Annotated in this window: 12 protein-coding genes; 7 read left to right on the forward strand and 5 right to left on the reverse strand. The window is 72.9% G+C overall.

From position 1 onward, the window contains the following. Nucleotides 1–77: 77 nt before the first annotated feature. From ABZ370_RS23590 to ABZ370_RS23600, 3 genes are all read right to left on the reverse strand, one after another. Entirely contained in the window at nt 78–1,430 is a 1,353-nt protein-coding gene (locus tag ABZ370_RS23590; RefSeq protein ID WP_358624217.1) for a serine hydrolase domain-containing protein, read from the reverse strand. An 85-nt stretch (nt 1,431–1,515) separates the two neighbouring features. Continuing rightward, the gene (locus ABZ370_RS23595; protein ID WP_358624219.1) at nt 1,516–2,715 is read right to left on the reverse strand and encodes a copper amine oxidase; all 1,200 of its coding nucleotides are present in this window, start codon (nt 2,713–2,715) and stop codon (nt 1,516–1,518) included. Nucleotides 2,716–2,729: 14 nt separating this feature from the next. Next, entirely contained in the window at nt 2,730–3,545 is an 816-nt protein-coding gene (locus ABZ370_RS23600) for a hypothetical protein (protein WP_358624222.1), read from the reverse strand. A 489-nt stretch (nt 3,546–4,034) separates the two neighbouring features. Between ABZ370_RS23600 and ABZ370_RS23605 the strand changes: the two genes are divergently transcribed. The 3 genes from ABZ370_RS23605 (at nt 4,035) to ABZ370_RS23615 (ending at nt 5,465) form a co-directional block, all read left to right on the forward strand. After that, on the forward strand, nt 4,035–4,352 hold the full coding sequence (locus ABZ370_RS23605; protein WP_358624515.1) for a helix-hairpin-helix domain-containing protein: 318 nt from the start codon (nt 4,035–4,037) through the stop codon (nt 4,350–4,352). A gap of 195 nt (nt 4,353–4,547) precedes the next feature. Then, nucleotides 4,548–4,826, forward strand: coding sequence for a hypothetical protein (locus ABZ370_RS23610; protein ID WP_358624225.1), 279 nt, complete (start codon nt 4,548–4,550; stop codon nt 4,824–4,826). A gap of 9 nt (nt 4,827–4,835) precedes the next feature. After that, nucleotides 4,836–5,465, forward strand: a complete 630-nt coding sequence (locus ABZ370_RS23615; RefSeq protein ID WP_358624228.1) for a YigZ family protein — start codon at nt 4,836–4,838, stop codon at nt 5,463–5,465. A gap of 6 nt (nt 5,466–5,471) precedes the next feature. On the opposite strand, the gene ABZ370_RS23620 is transcribed toward ABZ370_RS23615, so the two are convergent. Next, entirely contained in the window at nt 5,472–6,971 is a 1,500-nt protein-coding gene (locus ABZ370_RS23620; RefSeq protein ID WP_358624230.1) for a HAMP domain-containing sensor histidine kinase, read from the reverse strand. Beyond that, complete coding sequence (locus ABZ370_RS23625; RefSeq protein ID WP_358624233.1) at nt 6,968–7,762, reverse strand: response regulator transcription factor; 795 nt, start codon at nt 7,760–7,762, stop codon at nt 6,968–6,970. Before ABZ370_RS23625 ends, ABZ370_RS23620 begins: the two co-directional genes overlap by 4 nt. Before the next feature lie 175 nt (nt 7,763–7,937). Between ABZ370_RS23625 and ABZ370_RS23630 the strand changes: the two genes are divergently transcribed. From ABZ370_RS23630 to ABZ370_RS23645, 4 genes are all read left to right on the forward strand, one after another. After that, entirely contained in the window at nt 7,938–8,540 is a 603-nt protein-coding gene (locus ABZ370_RS23630; protein WP_358624236.1) for a carbonic anhydrase, read from the forward strand. 206 nt (nt 8,541–8,746) lie between these two features. Then, entirely contained in the window at nt 8,747–10,567 is a 1,821-nt protein-coding gene (locus ABZ370_RS23635; protein WP_358624238.1) for a SulP family inorganic anion transporter, read from the forward strand. Nucleotides 10,568–10,727: 160 nt separating this feature from the next. Next, nucleotides 10,728–11,888, forward strand: a complete 1,161-nt coding sequence (locus ABZ370_RS23640) for an exonuclease SbcCD subunit D (protein ID WP_358624240.1) — start codon at nt 10,728–10,730, stop codon at nt 11,886–11,888. Beyond that, nucleotides 11,885–15,814 carry an AAA family ATPase gene (locus tag ABZ370_RS23645; RefSeq protein WP_358624242.1) on the forward strand — a complete coding sequence of 1,310 codons (3,930 nt, stop codon included), beginning with the start codon at nt 11,885–11,887 and terminating at the stop codon, nt 15,812–15,814. Before ABZ370_RS23640 ends, ABZ370_RS23645 begins: the two co-directional genes overlap by 4 nt. Nucleotides 15,815–15,818: the final 4 nt, after the last annotated feature.

A 15,818-nucleotide genomic window follows, 5' to 3' on the forward strand; every position in this document is an offset into this window, starting at 1 on the left:
AGGCGCCGCACACGGCCGTGGCATTGGGGGAGACGGCCGTGGTGGGGAGTGCGGTGGGGAACCTCGGACCTCGAACCTCAGACGAGGGCGCTCTTACGGGCCATCCGGCCCGAGAGCTGAATGCGGTCGACCGCGCCGGTGTGCGGGTCGCGTACGAAACGGCCACCGGGAATCCGGCGCCCCGAGGACGGGTCCACCAGGTCGCAGGTCAGATCCTCGTGGCAGACCAGTGGCGCGGGGACGTCACCGTCCACGGACAGGGCGAGGGTGCCGCTGTCGCTCATCGTCACCTCGTACTCGACATCGCCGTTGAGATAGGTCCCGGTGCACTGTGCCGTCGACGCCATGGGGGTGGCCGCCGGTCGTGGCCGGGCCGGGGCACCGGGTACCCGGATTCCGGTCAACTCCTCCAGTTCGCCCGAGAGTTCGTGCCACATGTCGGCGCCGCTGTTGGAGTTGCTGGTGAAGGCGACCACGGTGCCGGTACCCGGATCGGCCCGCAGATAGCAGGAGGTGCCCTGGGCGTTGCCGTCGTGGCCGAACCAGGTGTTCCCGTCCCGCCCGAAGAGCGCGAAGCCCAGCCCCCAGCCGTCGGCGAGGACACCGGGGTCGGCGCCGGGCACCGGCCGCCGCATCTCCTCGGCCAGCTCCGGCGGCAGCAACCCGTCCGAACTGCCGGGGACATGGGCCAGGGCCAGCGCCACCAAATCCAGGGCGCTTCCCCTCAGGGCACCGGCCGCGGCCTCCGCCGGGGCGAGGTTCTGCCGGACCGGCCGGGTCCGGCCCGACGCCTTGTTGGCCGAGTGGCCGCGGGCGGCCTGCCGCCCCGGCGCACCGGGCGCGCCGATGAACGACGGCACGGTGCCCAGCGGGTCCAGGAGGATGGACCGTACGGCGTCCTGCCAGTTCATCCCGGTGACCGTCTCGATCAGCCGGCCCGCCGCGACATAGCCCGCGTTGGAGTAGGAGAAGTCGGTTCCCGGCTCCATCACCAGCTGGCGGCCGTTGCAGTGGGCCTGCAGATAGCGCGCGGTGGTCAGCGCGGCCACATGGTCGGAGTCGGGCCCGGACGCGAGTCCGGCGGTGTGGCTGAGCACCTGCCGTACCGTGCACGGCGGCCCGGCCCGGCGCAGCTCCGGCACATGGTCGCCGAGCTGGTCGTCCAGCTCCACATCGCCGTCGGCGACCAGGAGCATGACGACGGTGGCGGTGTAGCACTTGGTGAGGGAGCCGATGGGCACCGCCGTATCGGCGGTGAACGGCTCCCCGGTTATGGAGTCCAGCACCCCGGTGTGCAGGGCGCGGGTGGTTCCGCCGCTGTGGACGGCGAGCTGGGCCCCGGGCACCTGATGGGCACGCGCCAGGGCGTGGAGGCGGTCCTCGAGGCGGTGGCGCGCCGTGGGGCGCCGCTCGTCTCGGGACGTAACCATGGGCCGGTGTAACACTGTGCACTCCTTGCCGCGGATGGAAGGGAAGAAAGGGCGGGAACGAGGGCGACGCGACCGCCCGGTCCGGTCACGGCAGCCGGCTCATGGCCGTGACGTCCCGGGGGACGATCCGGAAGCTCTGCCAGTGCGTGGGCATCGGGTCCTCGTCCTCGTCCCGGGGCACGTGGTGGTAGTCGACGCTGACCCAGGCGACCGGGTCCGTGACCTTCTCTCCGTTGGTGTACTTGTCCACCGAGGCGGCGCAGTCCGGCGCGGTGTTGCCGTACGCCAGCTGCTCGCACTCCCGGTACTGCGAGAAGTACACGTCGTGCTGCGTGAACTTCTCGGTGTCGGCCGGGCCCCGGTACTGGTCGCTGTCGCCGTTGTCGATCTCCCAGGACATGGGGTGGCCGTCGTCGTTCTCGGCGGCCGGGTTCATCACCCGCCAGAAGCGGGCGGGCGCCAGATCCGCCCCCGTCTCCTTGGACAGCACCGTGCGCTTCGTACTGCGCTTGGCCGTGCCGTTGCCTTCGAAGTCGTACTGCTCGACGACGTTCTGCGACTGGCCGTTCACATCGAAGTCCAGCCGCCAGAAGATGTTGTGCGAGTGGTTCTCGCTGAACCGGGTGGAGCCCACGCCCGTCGGCCAGCCGCTGGTGGTGTCGGAGAACGCGAACGGCGAGAGGGAACCGGTCGCGCCCGAGCGCGGGGTGATGGCACCGTCGTCGGAGAAGTGCCACTCCATGATGTAGTCGTACCAGCCGATCTCGGACACCGAGAACACGGTCAGATCGGTCCCGTGCCGCACGGACTTCTCCACCGCGCTCTTGTACGCGAACGGCCGCGGCTGCTCCTGACTGCACATCACGGGCGCCTTCTGGTAGTTCCAGAGCTTGCCGGTGGGACAGTCGTCCTTGGAGAGCTTGGTGAGGGTTCCCTCGCCGAGGTCGCCGAGGCCGATGGACGACACGTCGTAGAAGCGCGGCTGGCCGCTGTCGTAGGGCACATGCACCTCCGCGATCGACGCGCTCTTCAGGACACGGGTCGGGGTACCACGGTTGGGGGTGTACGTCACATCGCTCAGCACCACACCGGTCTGGCGGTCGATGTTCCAGCACATCTGCCAGCGGGCGCCGTTCTTGAGCGTCTGGTCGATGCGGTCGGCCTCGGGGCAGGACGGCTCCGCCGCGGCCTTACGGGGAGCGGCGGACGCCGGGCCCGGCACCCACAGCGTCAGCAGACCCACCACGGCCATCAGCACACGGGCACGCCGAAACGAACTGAACACGAGCTGAGCTCCCCTCACAGGCCGATGACGGCGGTGCGCCCGGCCGAGAGATCGATGACGATCCTGCTGGTGTCGATCCACTTGCCGCCCGGAATGCGTACGAAGAGCTGTACGCACCGGTGGGCGCCGCACTGCGACACCTGCTCGGCGCCCTTGACGCCCTCGGCACGGGACCCGAGGAACGACATGCCCTGGATCAGCAGCTGGGAGGGCGAGGTCAGCGGCTTCTTCGTCTCCGCCTTGTAGGAGGCGCGCATCCCCTCGCCGAGACGGCGGTCGGCCAGGATGACCTTCACCGCCTGCCGGGCCTCGGCCAGCGTGGGCGGCGGCTGGACCTCGTGCTGACGGGCCGAGCGGAGGACCTTCCCGGAGCGCAGGTCGACGAGCCGGGTGATCAGGCTGTCGGACGCGTAGTCGTAGAGCTGGACCTCGGCCTCACTGTCCGGGACGGAGACGGCGGCCGACTTGGCGCGCGGCGGACGGCGGGTGTCCAGCACCTCGGCGCCGGAGCCGCCCGCGGCGTTCTTCTCGGCCTTGTTGTCCTTGGTGTTCTGCTTCTCGCCCTGGGGGGTGGGCCGTTGCCCGGTGGCGGTGCCGGTGGCGATCCGGGACGCCTCCCGGGTCTCCTCCGACGTCAGCGGCCCGGTGTGCGAGGCGATGTTCGCCGCCGGTTCCGAGCCGCCGGGCGCGGGTGATCCGGTGGCCTGCAGCGCCACCAGCCCCCCGCCGGTCAGCACCGCCGCCAGGCCCACGGCCGCGGATATGCGCCATCCCCGTTTCCGAGGGCCTTCGTCGTCGGCCGTACCGTCCCCACTGGCGTTGATCGTCATCACCCAGCCGTTCCCGTTGTCGGTCAAGTGAGCCCGGGGCAGGGCTCCGTGACAGCACCCGGCAGGCATCAAGGGGTGTGACCGCTGGGGCGTGCCGCCGACTCATCGGCGTGAATCGAGACGCTTCTTCTCTTCACACGTCTACGCCCAGCGCGCGCATCCCCCCGAACTCTGCGCTGTCCACTGTGGGCTCACGTTTTCACCCCTCCGGGCGCTGTAACAGTCGCATTTGTAATGAAGACACCGTGAGAAATGCATGTGCCGGTGTGCAGCATTTCGCCGAGTACCACGGTTTCAGGGGTGCGACGCACTGCTTCCAGGGAATGCTGTGGGGGTCCGGGAGGCTGCAAAGTGACCACGTGCAAAGCCGGTTGGCGGCGGGTCTGCCATCATGCTCACATGAGCCATTTGATCACCATTCGATGTGACATCTGTGGCGCCACTTGTACATCCGACGCGGCCGACAGCGTGAGCGCGGCACGCGCGGCGATGGTCCCGCTGAGCTGGGCCAGGAGACTCCGGGATGGCCAGGTGATCGATGTGTGCTCCGCATGCCGGGTAGGGGGAAAAGGGCCGGGAACGCCGGACCGGGAGGCCGGTTGCTCATGTGAGGGCGGCGAACTCTTCGACGTTCTGGGACACGACAGATTCGGGCATCGGCTGGCCAACACGTTGCTGCGGGCCGGTGTCGACAGTGTCGAACGGTTGTCCAGTCTTTCCGCCCGGCAGCTGCGCGATCTGGAGGGAATCGGAGCCGAGAGCGCGCGGCGCGCCCTCAGTTGTCTCCGCTCGGAACCGGGCGGTTAGCGACTCCCTCGAACATTTCATCGGAACTGGAGTTCGGGGAGTGAGAAATCGGCCAAACGATCGATCCATGCCCGTACCCATGGCCCGTACACCGATGGCCCGTACACCCATGACTCGTACACCAATGACCCGTACACCGACTGCCGAGAGGTGAACGTGAACCCCTTACCCGCCACCGCACCCTCCAGTACCCCCATGTACACCAGCCGCCGGCACCGCGCCCTCTGGGTCGTGGGCGTGGTGTTCTCCGCCGGGCTGCTGGCGCCCCTGCTGTTCCTCGGTGCCGCCAGGAAGGGGATCGTGCGGAACGCCGTCCCCGTCATATACGCGGCGGTCATCTACCCGGTCGCGCTGGGCAGGCAGTGGCTGCCCAACCCGGGCGACTGGATCTCCTGGGTGCTCGCCGCGGTGGTGCTCACCGCGGCGGCCCACGCCGCACTCCTCGCCACCGCTCGCGAAGGAGCCGCGGCGTAGGGTGGCCGGATGCAGGAGCAGTACCGGACGGTCGCGCGCGAGGGCGTGCACGAGGTCGAGATCAACAAGTCCCGCTTCCTCTGCACGCTCGCGCCCGCCGCGACCGAGCGGGAGGCCCAGGAGGTCATTCAGCGAGTCCGCAAGGAACACCCCACCGCCAACCACAACTGCTTCGCCTACGTCATCGGCGCCGACGGCGACGTACAGAAGGCGGGCGACGACGGGGAGCCGGGCGGCACCGCGGGCGCGCCGATGCTGCAGATGCTGCTGCGCCGGGAGACCCGGTACGTGGTGGCGGTGGTCACCCGCTACTTCGGCGGCGTGAAGCTCGGCGCGGGCGGGCTGATCCGCGCGTACGGCGGCGCGGTCGGGGAGGCGCTGGACGCGCTGGGCACCGTCACCCGCCGCCGGTTCCGGCTGGCCACCGTCACCGTCGACCACCAGCGGGCCGGGAAGCTGGAGAACGATCTGCGCGCGACCGGCCGGGTGGTACGGGACGTCCGGTACACGGAGGCGGTGACCATCGAGGTGGGGCTGCCCGAGGCCGACGTGGAGGCCTTCCGCGGCTGGCTGGCGGACGCCACCGCCGGGTCGGCCGGACTGGAACTCGGCGGCGAGGCATACGAAGAGGCCCCCTGACGGAGGCTAGACCGGGGCCCGGGCGGTGGGCTCCGGCTCCGGGACGGGTTTGCGGCGCAAGTGCATTCTGGCCGGGCGTCCCGGGCCGCCGGACTTGACCGGGGACCGCAGCCGGACCGTGGCGTCCAGCCCGCTGCCGGGGGCCGCGTTCAGCGTGGCCTCGCCGCCGCTGGCGTGGGCCAGCCGCTGGACCAGCGAGAGACCCAGGCCGGTGCCGCCCTTGGGGGAGTCGGGGGCCCGCCAGAAGCGGTCGAAGGCGCGGCGGCGCTGTTCGGCGGTCATGCCGGGGCCCTGGTCGATGACGTGGACCTCGATCCAGGTGGGGCGGCCGTCCCGGTGCAGATGACGGCGGTCCGGCGCGGGGTGGCGCAGAGCCAGGGTGACGGTGCCGCCCAGCGGCGACGAACGCAGCGCGTTGGAGAGCAGGTTGTCCAGGATCTGCTCGACGGCCCCGGGCACCGCGAGGGCCCGGCCGACCGGGGCGCCGCGCAGGACGAGCCGGGCATGGTGCTTCTCGAACAGCGGGGTCCAGGTGTGCAGCCGCTCCGTGCACAGCTCGTCCAGGTCGACCAGCTCCGGCGTCACGGCGCCCTCCTCCATCCGGGCCATCGCCAGCAGCCCCCCGACCATCCGGGCCAGCCGCTCCGTCTCGGTCGTCGCGGCGGTGAGCTGGGGGCGGGCGTGCTCGGGGAGATCGGGTTCCAGATTGTCCAGGCGCAGCCGCAGCGCCGCGAGCGGCGTCTTCAGCTGGTGGGACGCCTCGGCCGCGAACGCGCGCTGCGCCTCCAGCAGATGGGCCAGCCGCGCGGCGGTCTGGTTGAAGGTGGCGGCCAGACTGCGCACCTCCGGCGGCCCGGAGGTCACGGGGGCGGGCGTGGGGGCCTTGCCGTCGGCCAGCCGGTGCGCGAAGCGCTCCAGCTCCACGATGGGAGCGCTGGTCCAGCGGGCGAAGATCAGCGCCACCACGGCGGCCCCGGTCAGGATCGCGAGCCCCGCCAGGGCCAGCAGCAGCCACGCCCGGTGCACCTTGGAGTGCACCGCGTCGGTGGGGACGATGAGCCGGACCGCGCCCTGGAGCTGGTTTCCGTGGGTGACGGGAAGGGCGACGGAGAGATAGCTGACCCCGCCGATGGTGGAGGTCCGTACGTCGATCGCGTCATGGCCCCCCAGCGCCGCGGCGATCTCGGGCCGGGACGTGATGTCCCGCGCCTGGTCCGCGGGGAGCGGATGGGAGGCGGCGAGCACACCGCCGCCCGCGCCCACGATGAGCACCTCGCCGCCGATGCGCTCGGCGCAGTGCAGGACCCGCGCCGGAAGTTCGCGCTCCTCGCGGCCCGCCATGATGGACAGGGAGGCGAACGCGGACACCGACTCGGCCTCGTCCTCGGCCGCGGAGATGACCCGCTCCTTCTCGGAACGGCTGTAGACGTAGCCGAGCGGGATCTCGAAACACAGCAGTACCAGGACGGCGAGGCTCAGATAGCCGAGCAGCAGACGACGGGTCACGGCCGGGCGGCCTCCGGAACTCCGGTGTGCACGGCGAGACGGAAGCCGACGCCGCGCAGGGTCTGTATCCACGCCGGATCGCCGAGTTTGCGGCGCAGGGTGGCGACGTGCACGTCGAGGGTCTTGGTCGGGCCGTGGAAGTGCGGGTCCCACACCCGGTCGAGGATCTGCTGACGCGAGTACACCGCCCCGGGGTCCTCGGTGAGCAGGGCCAGCAGCTCGAACTCCTTGGGCGTGAGGGCGACCGGGGTGCCGCCCACCCACACCTGCCGGGTCCTGCGGTCCACGATCAGCGGCTCCTGGCCCTCCAGCGTCTGGTGCTGGACCGGCGCGGGTGCCGGAGCCCGGGCGGGGGCCGGTTCCGGTTCGAAGAACGGCGGGGGAGGAGCGGTGGTGTGCGGGACGGCCGCGGGCATGGCGGACGCGGCCTCGGTGCGCTGGGTGCGGCGGGTCACGGCGCGGATGCGGGCGATCAGCTCACGCATGCTGAATGGTTTCGCCAAGTAGTCGTCCGCCCCCAGTTCCAGCCCGAGTACCCGGTCGGCCTCCTCACCGCGCGCGGTGAGCATGATGATGGGTACGTCGGAGACCTGGCGGATGCCGCGGCATACATCGATGCCGTCCATGTCCGGCAGTCCCAGGTCGAGCAGAACGATGTCCCCGTACGGCCCTTCCAGCCCGGCGGTACCCGTGCTGACATGACTGGCCGTCAGCCCGTATCGCCGTAACCCCTCGACAAGGGGTTCGGCGATCGTCTCGTCATCCTCGATCAGCAGTGCTCGTACGGTCATGGGGTCCTGTCTACCGCAGCGCCGGATGCGCGTCCCGGTTTTTGTAATGTTGCGAGTGCGCTCCCGAATATTGGGGAAGAACTTGCAATGCTCTAGTGTTCGTTTAGCCATCGTCTGACCTGCGTCTCCCTACGGTGAATGGCATCTGGTGACAATCACCCGTCAGGGAGGCACGATGCAGACTCTGCTCGAACACGCCCGCTCGTTCCGGCGCCGGGCCGATTTCGACAGCGGCGAATTCCGGAAACTCGCCGACGGGCAATCTCCACAGGCCTTGTTCATCACCTGCTCGGATTCCCGCGTCATTCCGGCACTCATCACGGGGGCCCGGCCCGGTGAGATTTTCGAGCTGCGCAACGCGGGAAACATCGTTCCGCCGCACGGTATGCACCTGGTCTCCGGCGAGGTCGCCACCATCGAATACGCGCTGGAGGTGCTGGGCGTCCGGGACATCGTCGTCTGCGGTCATTCGCATTGCGGCGCGATGGGGGCGCTGGCCTCCGGGGCGGATCTGTCGCAGCTGCCCGGCGTCGGCGCCTGGCTCGACCTCGCCCGGCCGGGACTGAGCCAGAAGCTCGGCTCCGCCGAAGAGGACCCGTGCACGCGGGAATTGGCCCAGCTGAATGTCCGTAATCAGCTCGACACGCTCAAGGAATATCCGGGAGCCCGACGCCGGCTGGAGAACGGCCAATTGCGGCTGCACGGCTGGTTCTACCAAGTCGACAGCGCCGAGTTGTGGGAACTCGAAGCGGACGGCGACTTCCGGGTGCACCCATGACAACCGGACGCCATGCCCGGGGAAGGGCGCCAACGGGAGCGGCCGGACCGCCGCTCTATGCCGACGACTGGCCCACCCGAACCGATCTTCAAACCGGCGCCCATACCGGAACTCACACCGCCGACTACGCCCGGGCCCATGCCCCCGCATACGCCCCGGACGACCGGAGCGGGCCGGTAACGGAAAGGTTCGAGACCTTAAAAGGGATGGTTAAGACACCCGGTGGCGGGGCCGGTGCTGGCCCCGCCACCGGGGTGGAACCCGGCGCCCGCGCGGGCGCCGGTCTGGAGGGCGGAGCCGGGCGCGCCCCCAAGGGAGGCGACCCCAAGGGCGGCACGACCGCCGGGATCAACTGGGGCACCGAGATCAGCGCCTCGCTCGTCGTCTTCCTGGTGGCCCTGCCCCTGTGCATCGGCGTCGCCGTCGCCTCGGGCGCCCCCGCCGAACTCGGCATCATCACCGGTGTGATCGGCGGCCTCGTCGTCGGTATGACCCCGGGCAGCACCCTCCAGGTGAGCGGGCCCGCCGCCGGTCTCGCCGCGCTCGTCGCCGAGACGGTGGAGGCGGAGGGCATCGCCGCGCTCGGCGTGATCGTGCTGGGCTCGGGAATCCTGCAGATCGTGCTGGGGCTGGTCCGTCTCGGCCGGTTGTTCCAGGCCACCTCCGTCGCCGTCGTGCAGGGCATGCTCGCCGGAATCGGCCTGCCGCTGATGTTCAGCCAGGCGTATCCGCTGGCCGACAACGCGGCCCCCGGCGTGGCCATCGAGAACATGCTCGGCGTCCCCACGCTCATCGCCGACACCCTGGCGAACCCGCAGGCGGCCATCGCCGCCGGACTCGGCATCGCCACGGTCGTGCTCAGCTTCGTCTGGAAGAAGGTGCCGGGGCCCCTCAACAAGCTCCCCGCCGCGCTGGTCGCCGTCGGCATCGGCATCGCCATCGCCGCGCTCCCCGGCGTCGAGGTGAAGACGCTCCAGGTCGGCAATCTGCTGGCCGCCATCCAGGTCCCGGGCCCCGAACAGTTCGCCGGGCTCGCCGACCCCGCGATCCTCACCGCCATCGTCACCTTCACCGTCATCGCCTCGGCGGAGAGCCTGTTCACGGCCGCCGCCGTCGACCGGATGCACGACGGCAAGCGCACCCAGTACAACAAGGAGCTGATCGCCCAGGGCGCGGGCAACACCCTCTGCGGCATCCTCGGCTCGCTCCCCATGACCGCCGTCGTCGCCCGCAGCTCGGCGAACGTCCAGTCCGGCGCCAAGACCCGGATCTCCCGCACGCTGCACGGCCTGTGGCTGCTGGCCTTCGCGCTGCTGCTGCCCAGTGTCCTCGCGCTGATCCCGATCTCGGTGCTGGCCGGTGTCCTCGTCCACAGCGGCTGGAAGCTGCTCGCCCCCGAGCAGTTCCCGAAGATGTGGCACCAGGACCGCGGCGAGTTCTTCGTGATGCTCGCCACCACCCTCGCCATCGTCGCCACCGCACTGCTCGAAGGGGTGCTGATCGGGCTCGCGGCCGGGATCGTGCTGGCCGCGCTGCGGATGTCGCAGACCTCCGTCGAGACGTCCGTCGAGGGCGACACCGCCAAGGTCGTCATGAAGGGCAACGCCACCTTCCTGCGGCTGCCGAACCTCATCGACGCGCTCGAAGCCGTCGGCACCTCCGGGAAGGAGCGCATCCGGCTCGATCTGATGGGCGTCACCCATCTTGATCACGCCTGCCGCAACCAGGTCGAGGAGTTCGTCGCCCAGAAGCGGGCCACCCCCGGGGTACGGGTGGAACTGCTGATGCCGAACGAGCTGAACGCGCCGAAGGCGGCCAAGGCCGCCAAGGAGCCGGACCCCGGGCCGGAGGCGATGGCCGATCCGGCCGCCGGTCCCGGACCCACCGCCGAGTGGTACTACCTCGACCCCCGCCCCCTGGACGACCACCACGACGTCCATCACGCCTACGGAACGGGCTACGGCACCGGCTACCCCGAGGGCGTCGACCTCTTCGACGACCACCGGTGGGGCGAGACCCGCAGGTAAGCGGAGAACACAGGTACACACGGGTACAAAAGCGAGGTCCGTGCGGACCCGGGCACCGATCGCGGTTAACGTGGTCGGTGCCCGTATCGCTGATCCGGTACGGGCGCGTTGCTGAACACCGGGGTGGAGGAAGGACAAGCGTGCGGGTCGGAGTCGATCGTTGAGAATTCTGCACACCTCCGACTGGCATCTCGGGCGGTCCTTCCACCGGGTCAGCATGCTCGCGGCACAGCGGGACTTCCTCGACCACCTCGTCGCGACCGTGCGGGAGCGGCAGGTGGACGCCGTCCTCGTCGCGGGGGACGTCTACGACCGGGCCGTACCGCCGCTGGCCGCCGTCGAACTCTTCGACGACGCCCTGCACCGGCTCGCCGGCCTCGGCGTGCCGACCGTCATGATCTCCGGCAACCATGACTCGCCGCGGCGGCTGGGCGTCGGCGCCGGGCTCATCGAACGGGCCGGTATCCATCTGCGCACCGACCCCGCCGGGTGCGGCACCCCCGTCGTCCTCGCCGACCGCCACGGCGATGTGGCCTTCTATGGTCTGCCGTACCTCGAACCCCGCCTGGTGCGGGAGACGTTGGACGCGCCCGCCGCCGGACACCCGGCCGTCCTCGGCGCCGCCATGGACCGGGTGCGCGCCGACCTCGCCGCTCGGCCGCCCGGCACCCGGTCCGTCGTCCTCGCGCACGCCTTCGTCACGGGTGGCGCGGTCAGCGACAGCGAACGGGACATCACGGTCGGCGGAGTCGCCTCCGTCCCCGCCGAGGTCTTCGACGGCGTCGACTACGTGGCCCTTGGGCATCTGCACGGCTGTCAGACCCTCACCGAGCGCGTCCGCTACTCGGGCTCGCCGCTCGCGTATTCCTTCTCCGAGGCCGCGCACCGCAAGTCCATGTGGCTCGTGGACCTGGATGCCGAGGGCGCGATCGGCGCCGCCGAGCGCGTCGACTGCCCCGTACCGCGCCCGCTGGCCCGCCTCCGGGGGCGCCTCGACGACCTGCTCGCCGACCCCGGCCTCGCCCGGCACGAGGCGGCGTGGGTCGAGGCGACGCTGACCGACCCGGTGCGGCCGCATGAGCCGATGGCCCGGCTCGCGGAGCGCTTCCCGCACGTCCTCACCCTCGTCTTCGACCCGGAACGGCCCCCCGAGGACCCCCTCGCCTCCTACGCGCAGCGGCTGCGCGGCCGCACCGACCGGGAGATCGCCGAGGACTTCGTGGCCCACGTACGGGGCGGGCGGGGCCCGGACGCGGGGGAGTCCGTCCTGCTCGGCGACGCCCTCGAAGCCGTCCGGACGGAAGGGGAGGACCCGCGATGAGGCTCCACCGGCTGACCGTCACCGCCTTCGGCCCCTTCGGCGCCACCCAGCGGGTCGACTTCGACGAACTCTCCTCCGCCGGGCTCTTCCTGCTCCACGGGCCCACCGGCGCGGGCAAGACCTCCGTCCTCGACGCCGTCTGCTACGGGCTCTACGGGCAGGTGCCCGGCGCCCGGCAGGGCAGCGGACTCTCGCTGCGCAGCGACCACGCCGAGCCGCTGACCCCCACCGAGGTCGTCCTCGAACTCACCGTCGGCGGACGGCGTTTGGAGATCACCCGGCGGCCCGAGCAGCCCCGGCCCAAGAAGCGCGGCACCGGCGTGACCCGCGAGAAGGCGCAGAGCCTGCTGCGCGTCTACGACGCCGACTCCCGCACCTGGAAGGCGCTCAGCCGCTCGCACCAGGAGATCGGCGCGGAGATCGAACAGCTGCTGGGCATGAACCGGGATCAGTTCTGCCAGGTCGTGCTGTTGCCGCAGGGCGACTTCGCCCGCTTCCTCCGCGCGGACGAACCGGCCCGGGCCAAGCTGCTGGGCAGGCTCTTCGACACCGGCCGCTTCGCCGCCGTCGAGGAGCGCCTCGCCGAGCTGCGGCGAGCCGCCGAGAAGCGCGTCCTCGGCGGGGACGAACGGCTCCTCGCGCTCGCCCACCGCATGGCCCAGGCCGCGGGCCGCTCCGCCGAACTGGACGCCCACCCGCTGCCGGAGGCCGCCGCCGGGGAACCGGGCCTGACCGGCGCCGTCCTGGAGTGGGCCGCCCTCGCCCGCGCGGGCGCGCGCGAGCGGCGCGACATCGCGCTGTCCGCGCTGCGCGGCGCCGAGTCCCTGCACGAGGCCGCCCGCCGTGCGGCCGACGCGGAGAGCGAACGCGACGCGTCGCAGCGCCGCCACGCCGCCGCGCGGCACCGCGCGGACGACCTGGAGCTGCGCCGCGCCGAACGCGACCGGCTGCACGCCCTGTTGGACCGCGCCCGCGCCGCCGACGCCGTGGCCCCCGCCCTGGACCTGCGCACCACCGCCGCCCACGCCCACCACCGCGCGTCCGCCGCGGAACACACAGCCCGCGCCCACCTGGCCACCCTGGCACCCTTCCCGGTCCCGCCCCAGCGCCCGTCCGCCGAGCCGGACGCCCACGAGCCGTCGACCCCGCCCCGGCCAGGTGACGCGCCCGGGCCCCCAGCCACGGTGCCGCCCGCCCGCGGCACCAGCCCGTCGGGCCTGCCTGACGCGGACCGCCGTACGACGATGGGCCAAGCCACTCCGCCCGAGACCCCCGGGCCGGGCCCCTCCAGCCCGCACGAGCATGCCGCGGGACAGGGCGAGCCGGACCCCAGCGACGCCGGGCCGATGAGGCCGGAGCCTGCCGAGGTGGGCGGTGCGGTGCCGCAGGGGCGTGGCGGTCAGCGGTTGGGTGAGTCGCGTGCCCGTAGGGGCGCGGTCCCGGCCCCTGGCGGGGAGGGCGCCGCGCGCGGGTACGTCGCCGAGCGCGAGGGCGGGGACGGCCCGCCTGCCGAGGCGGGGACCGTGCCGCCGGAGCCGGGTGCTGCGGAACTGCCGTCGAGGACGTCCGCCGACGGCCCGTCGGTGGGACCCGCCGCCCCGGGGACCGGTGTTGGGCAGGCGGGGCCGGAGGCTGCTGACGCGTCCGGGGACGCCGCGCCGGGCGACCGGGCTGCCGCGTGGGACGGGCGACGGGCTGGAACGCCGCAGGTGTCCGGCGATCGGCCGTCCGTCGGACCCGCCACTGGGCAACGGGGCGACCCTGCGGAGGCGGGTGGTGCGGTGCCGCATGCGCGCGGCGCCGTGGCGCCCGGTGACGCCGCTCCGGACGACCGGCCCGCCGGGTCGGTGGGGTCGCGAGCTGACGAGGTGGGTGGCGCGGTGGCCTACGGGGGGTCGAGTGCTCGCGGGGGCGCGGTCCTGGCGCCCGGTGGGGGAAGCGCAACCGGATCGCACGAGCACGACGGGACCGCTCCGGGCCACGGCGGGTCGCTTGCCGGGGCCGGGGGCGCGTGGTTGGCGATGGTGGAGGGGCGGGTTCGGGGGGAGCTGGGGGCGTTGGGGGCGGCCCGGCGGGGTGAGGCGCGGGCCCGGGCCGTGGTTACGGAGATCGCGGAGCTGGACCGCGAGGCGCGGGCCGATGACGAGGCCGTCGAGGAGGCCGCCGAATGGCTCGGCGGGTGGGAGTCGGCCCGGCTCGCGCACCAGGCGCGCATCGAGGCCGCGCACGAGGCCGCCACCCGCGCCGAGCAGCTCGGCGCGCGGATCGAGCCCGCCGAGCGGCGGCTCGACGCCGCCCGCGAGCGCGACCGCCTCGCCGCGCTGGGGCAGCGGGCGGAGGAGGAGCTGATGCGGTGCCGTGAGCGGGCGGGCGCCGCCCGGGAGAGCTGGCTGGACCTCAAGGACCGGCGGCTGCGCGGAATCGCCGCCGAGCTGGCGGCCGGGCTGCGCCCGGGCGAGCCGTGCGCGGTGTGCGGGGGCCGCGAGCACCCGGACCCGGCGCGCCCCGGGGCCGGGCATGTGGACCGTACGGCGGAGGAAGCCGCGCTGGAGGAGTACCAGCGGGCCGAGGCGGAGCGGGACGAGGCCGAGCGCCGGGCGCAGCGGCTGAAGGAGGCCCTGGCGGGCGCGGAGGCTGGGGCGGACGGCGGCGCGGTGGAGGCGCTGGACCGCGCCCTTGCCGAGCTGCGCACCGCGTACGCCGAGGCCCGCGCCGCGGCCGCCGACGGGCGCGACGCCCGCGCGGCCCTCGACCGGGCCGAGGGCGAGCACGCCCGGCGGCTGGCCCAGCGGCAGGAGGCCGAGCGGCGATCGGCGGCCCGTACGTCGCACCGCGAGGCGCTGGCCCGGGAGCGGGCCGCGCTGCTCGCCGAGCTGGAGGAGGCCCGCGGCGGGGACGCCACGGTCGCCGAGCGCGCGGCGCGGCTGGAGCGGCAGGCCGGGCTGCTGGCGCGGACGGCCGAGGCGGTACGTGACGCCGAGGCCGCCGCGCGGCGGCTGAAGGAGGCCGGCGCGCAGCTCGCCGACGCCGCGTACCGCGCGGGCTTCGACACGCCGGAGGCGGCGGCCGACGCCGTACTCTCCGCGGACCGGCGGCGCGAGGCGCAGCGCCGCCTGGACGAGTGGCAGACGGAGGCGGCGGCCGTCGCGGCCGAGCTGTCCGATCCGCGGCTCGCCGCCGCGGCGCAGTCGCCGCCCGCCGACCTCGCCGCGGCCCGGGCCGCCGCCGCCGCGGCGACCCGGGCCCTGCGCGACGCCTCGGCGGCCGACGCGGCGGCCCGTACCCGCTGCCAGGACCTGGACGGGCTCTCCGCGCAGGCCGTCGAGGACGCCCGCCGCCTCGCCCCGCTGCGTGAGGAGTACGACCGCGTCGCCCGCCTCGCCACCCTCGCCGCCGGTACCTCCGCCGACAACGAGCGGCGGATGCGGCTGGAGGCGTACGTACTGGCCGCGCGGCTGGAGCAGGTCGCGGCCGCGGCCAGCGCGCGGCTGCGGCACATGTCGTCCGGGCGCTACACCCTGGTGCACTCCGACGCCCGCGCGGGCGGCCGCGGCCGCTCCGGGCTCGGGCTGCACGTCATCGACGCCTGGACCGGCCGGGAGCGCGACACCGCGACCCTCTCCGGCGGCGAGACGTTCTTCGCCTCACTGGCGCTCGCGCTCGGGCTCGCCGACGTCGTCACGGACGAGGCGGGCGGGGTCCGGCTGGACACGCTCTTCATCGACGAGGGGTTCGGCAGCCTGGACGAACAGACCCTCGACGAGGTGCTGGACGTCCTGGACTCGCTGCGCGAACGGGACCGCACGGTCGGCATCGTCAGCCACGTCGCGGATCTGCGCCAGCGGATTCCGGCCCGGCTGGAGGTGGTGAAGGGGCGCGAGGGCTCGGCGGTGCGCCACCGCACCGCCACCGCGGCCCCGGGGTGAGAGC

Source organism: Streptomyces sp. NPDC005962 (assembly GCF_040629205.1).
In the GTDB taxonomy this organism is placed as follows: Bacteria; Actinomycetota; Actinomycetes; order Streptomycetales; family Streptomycetaceae; genus Streptomyces.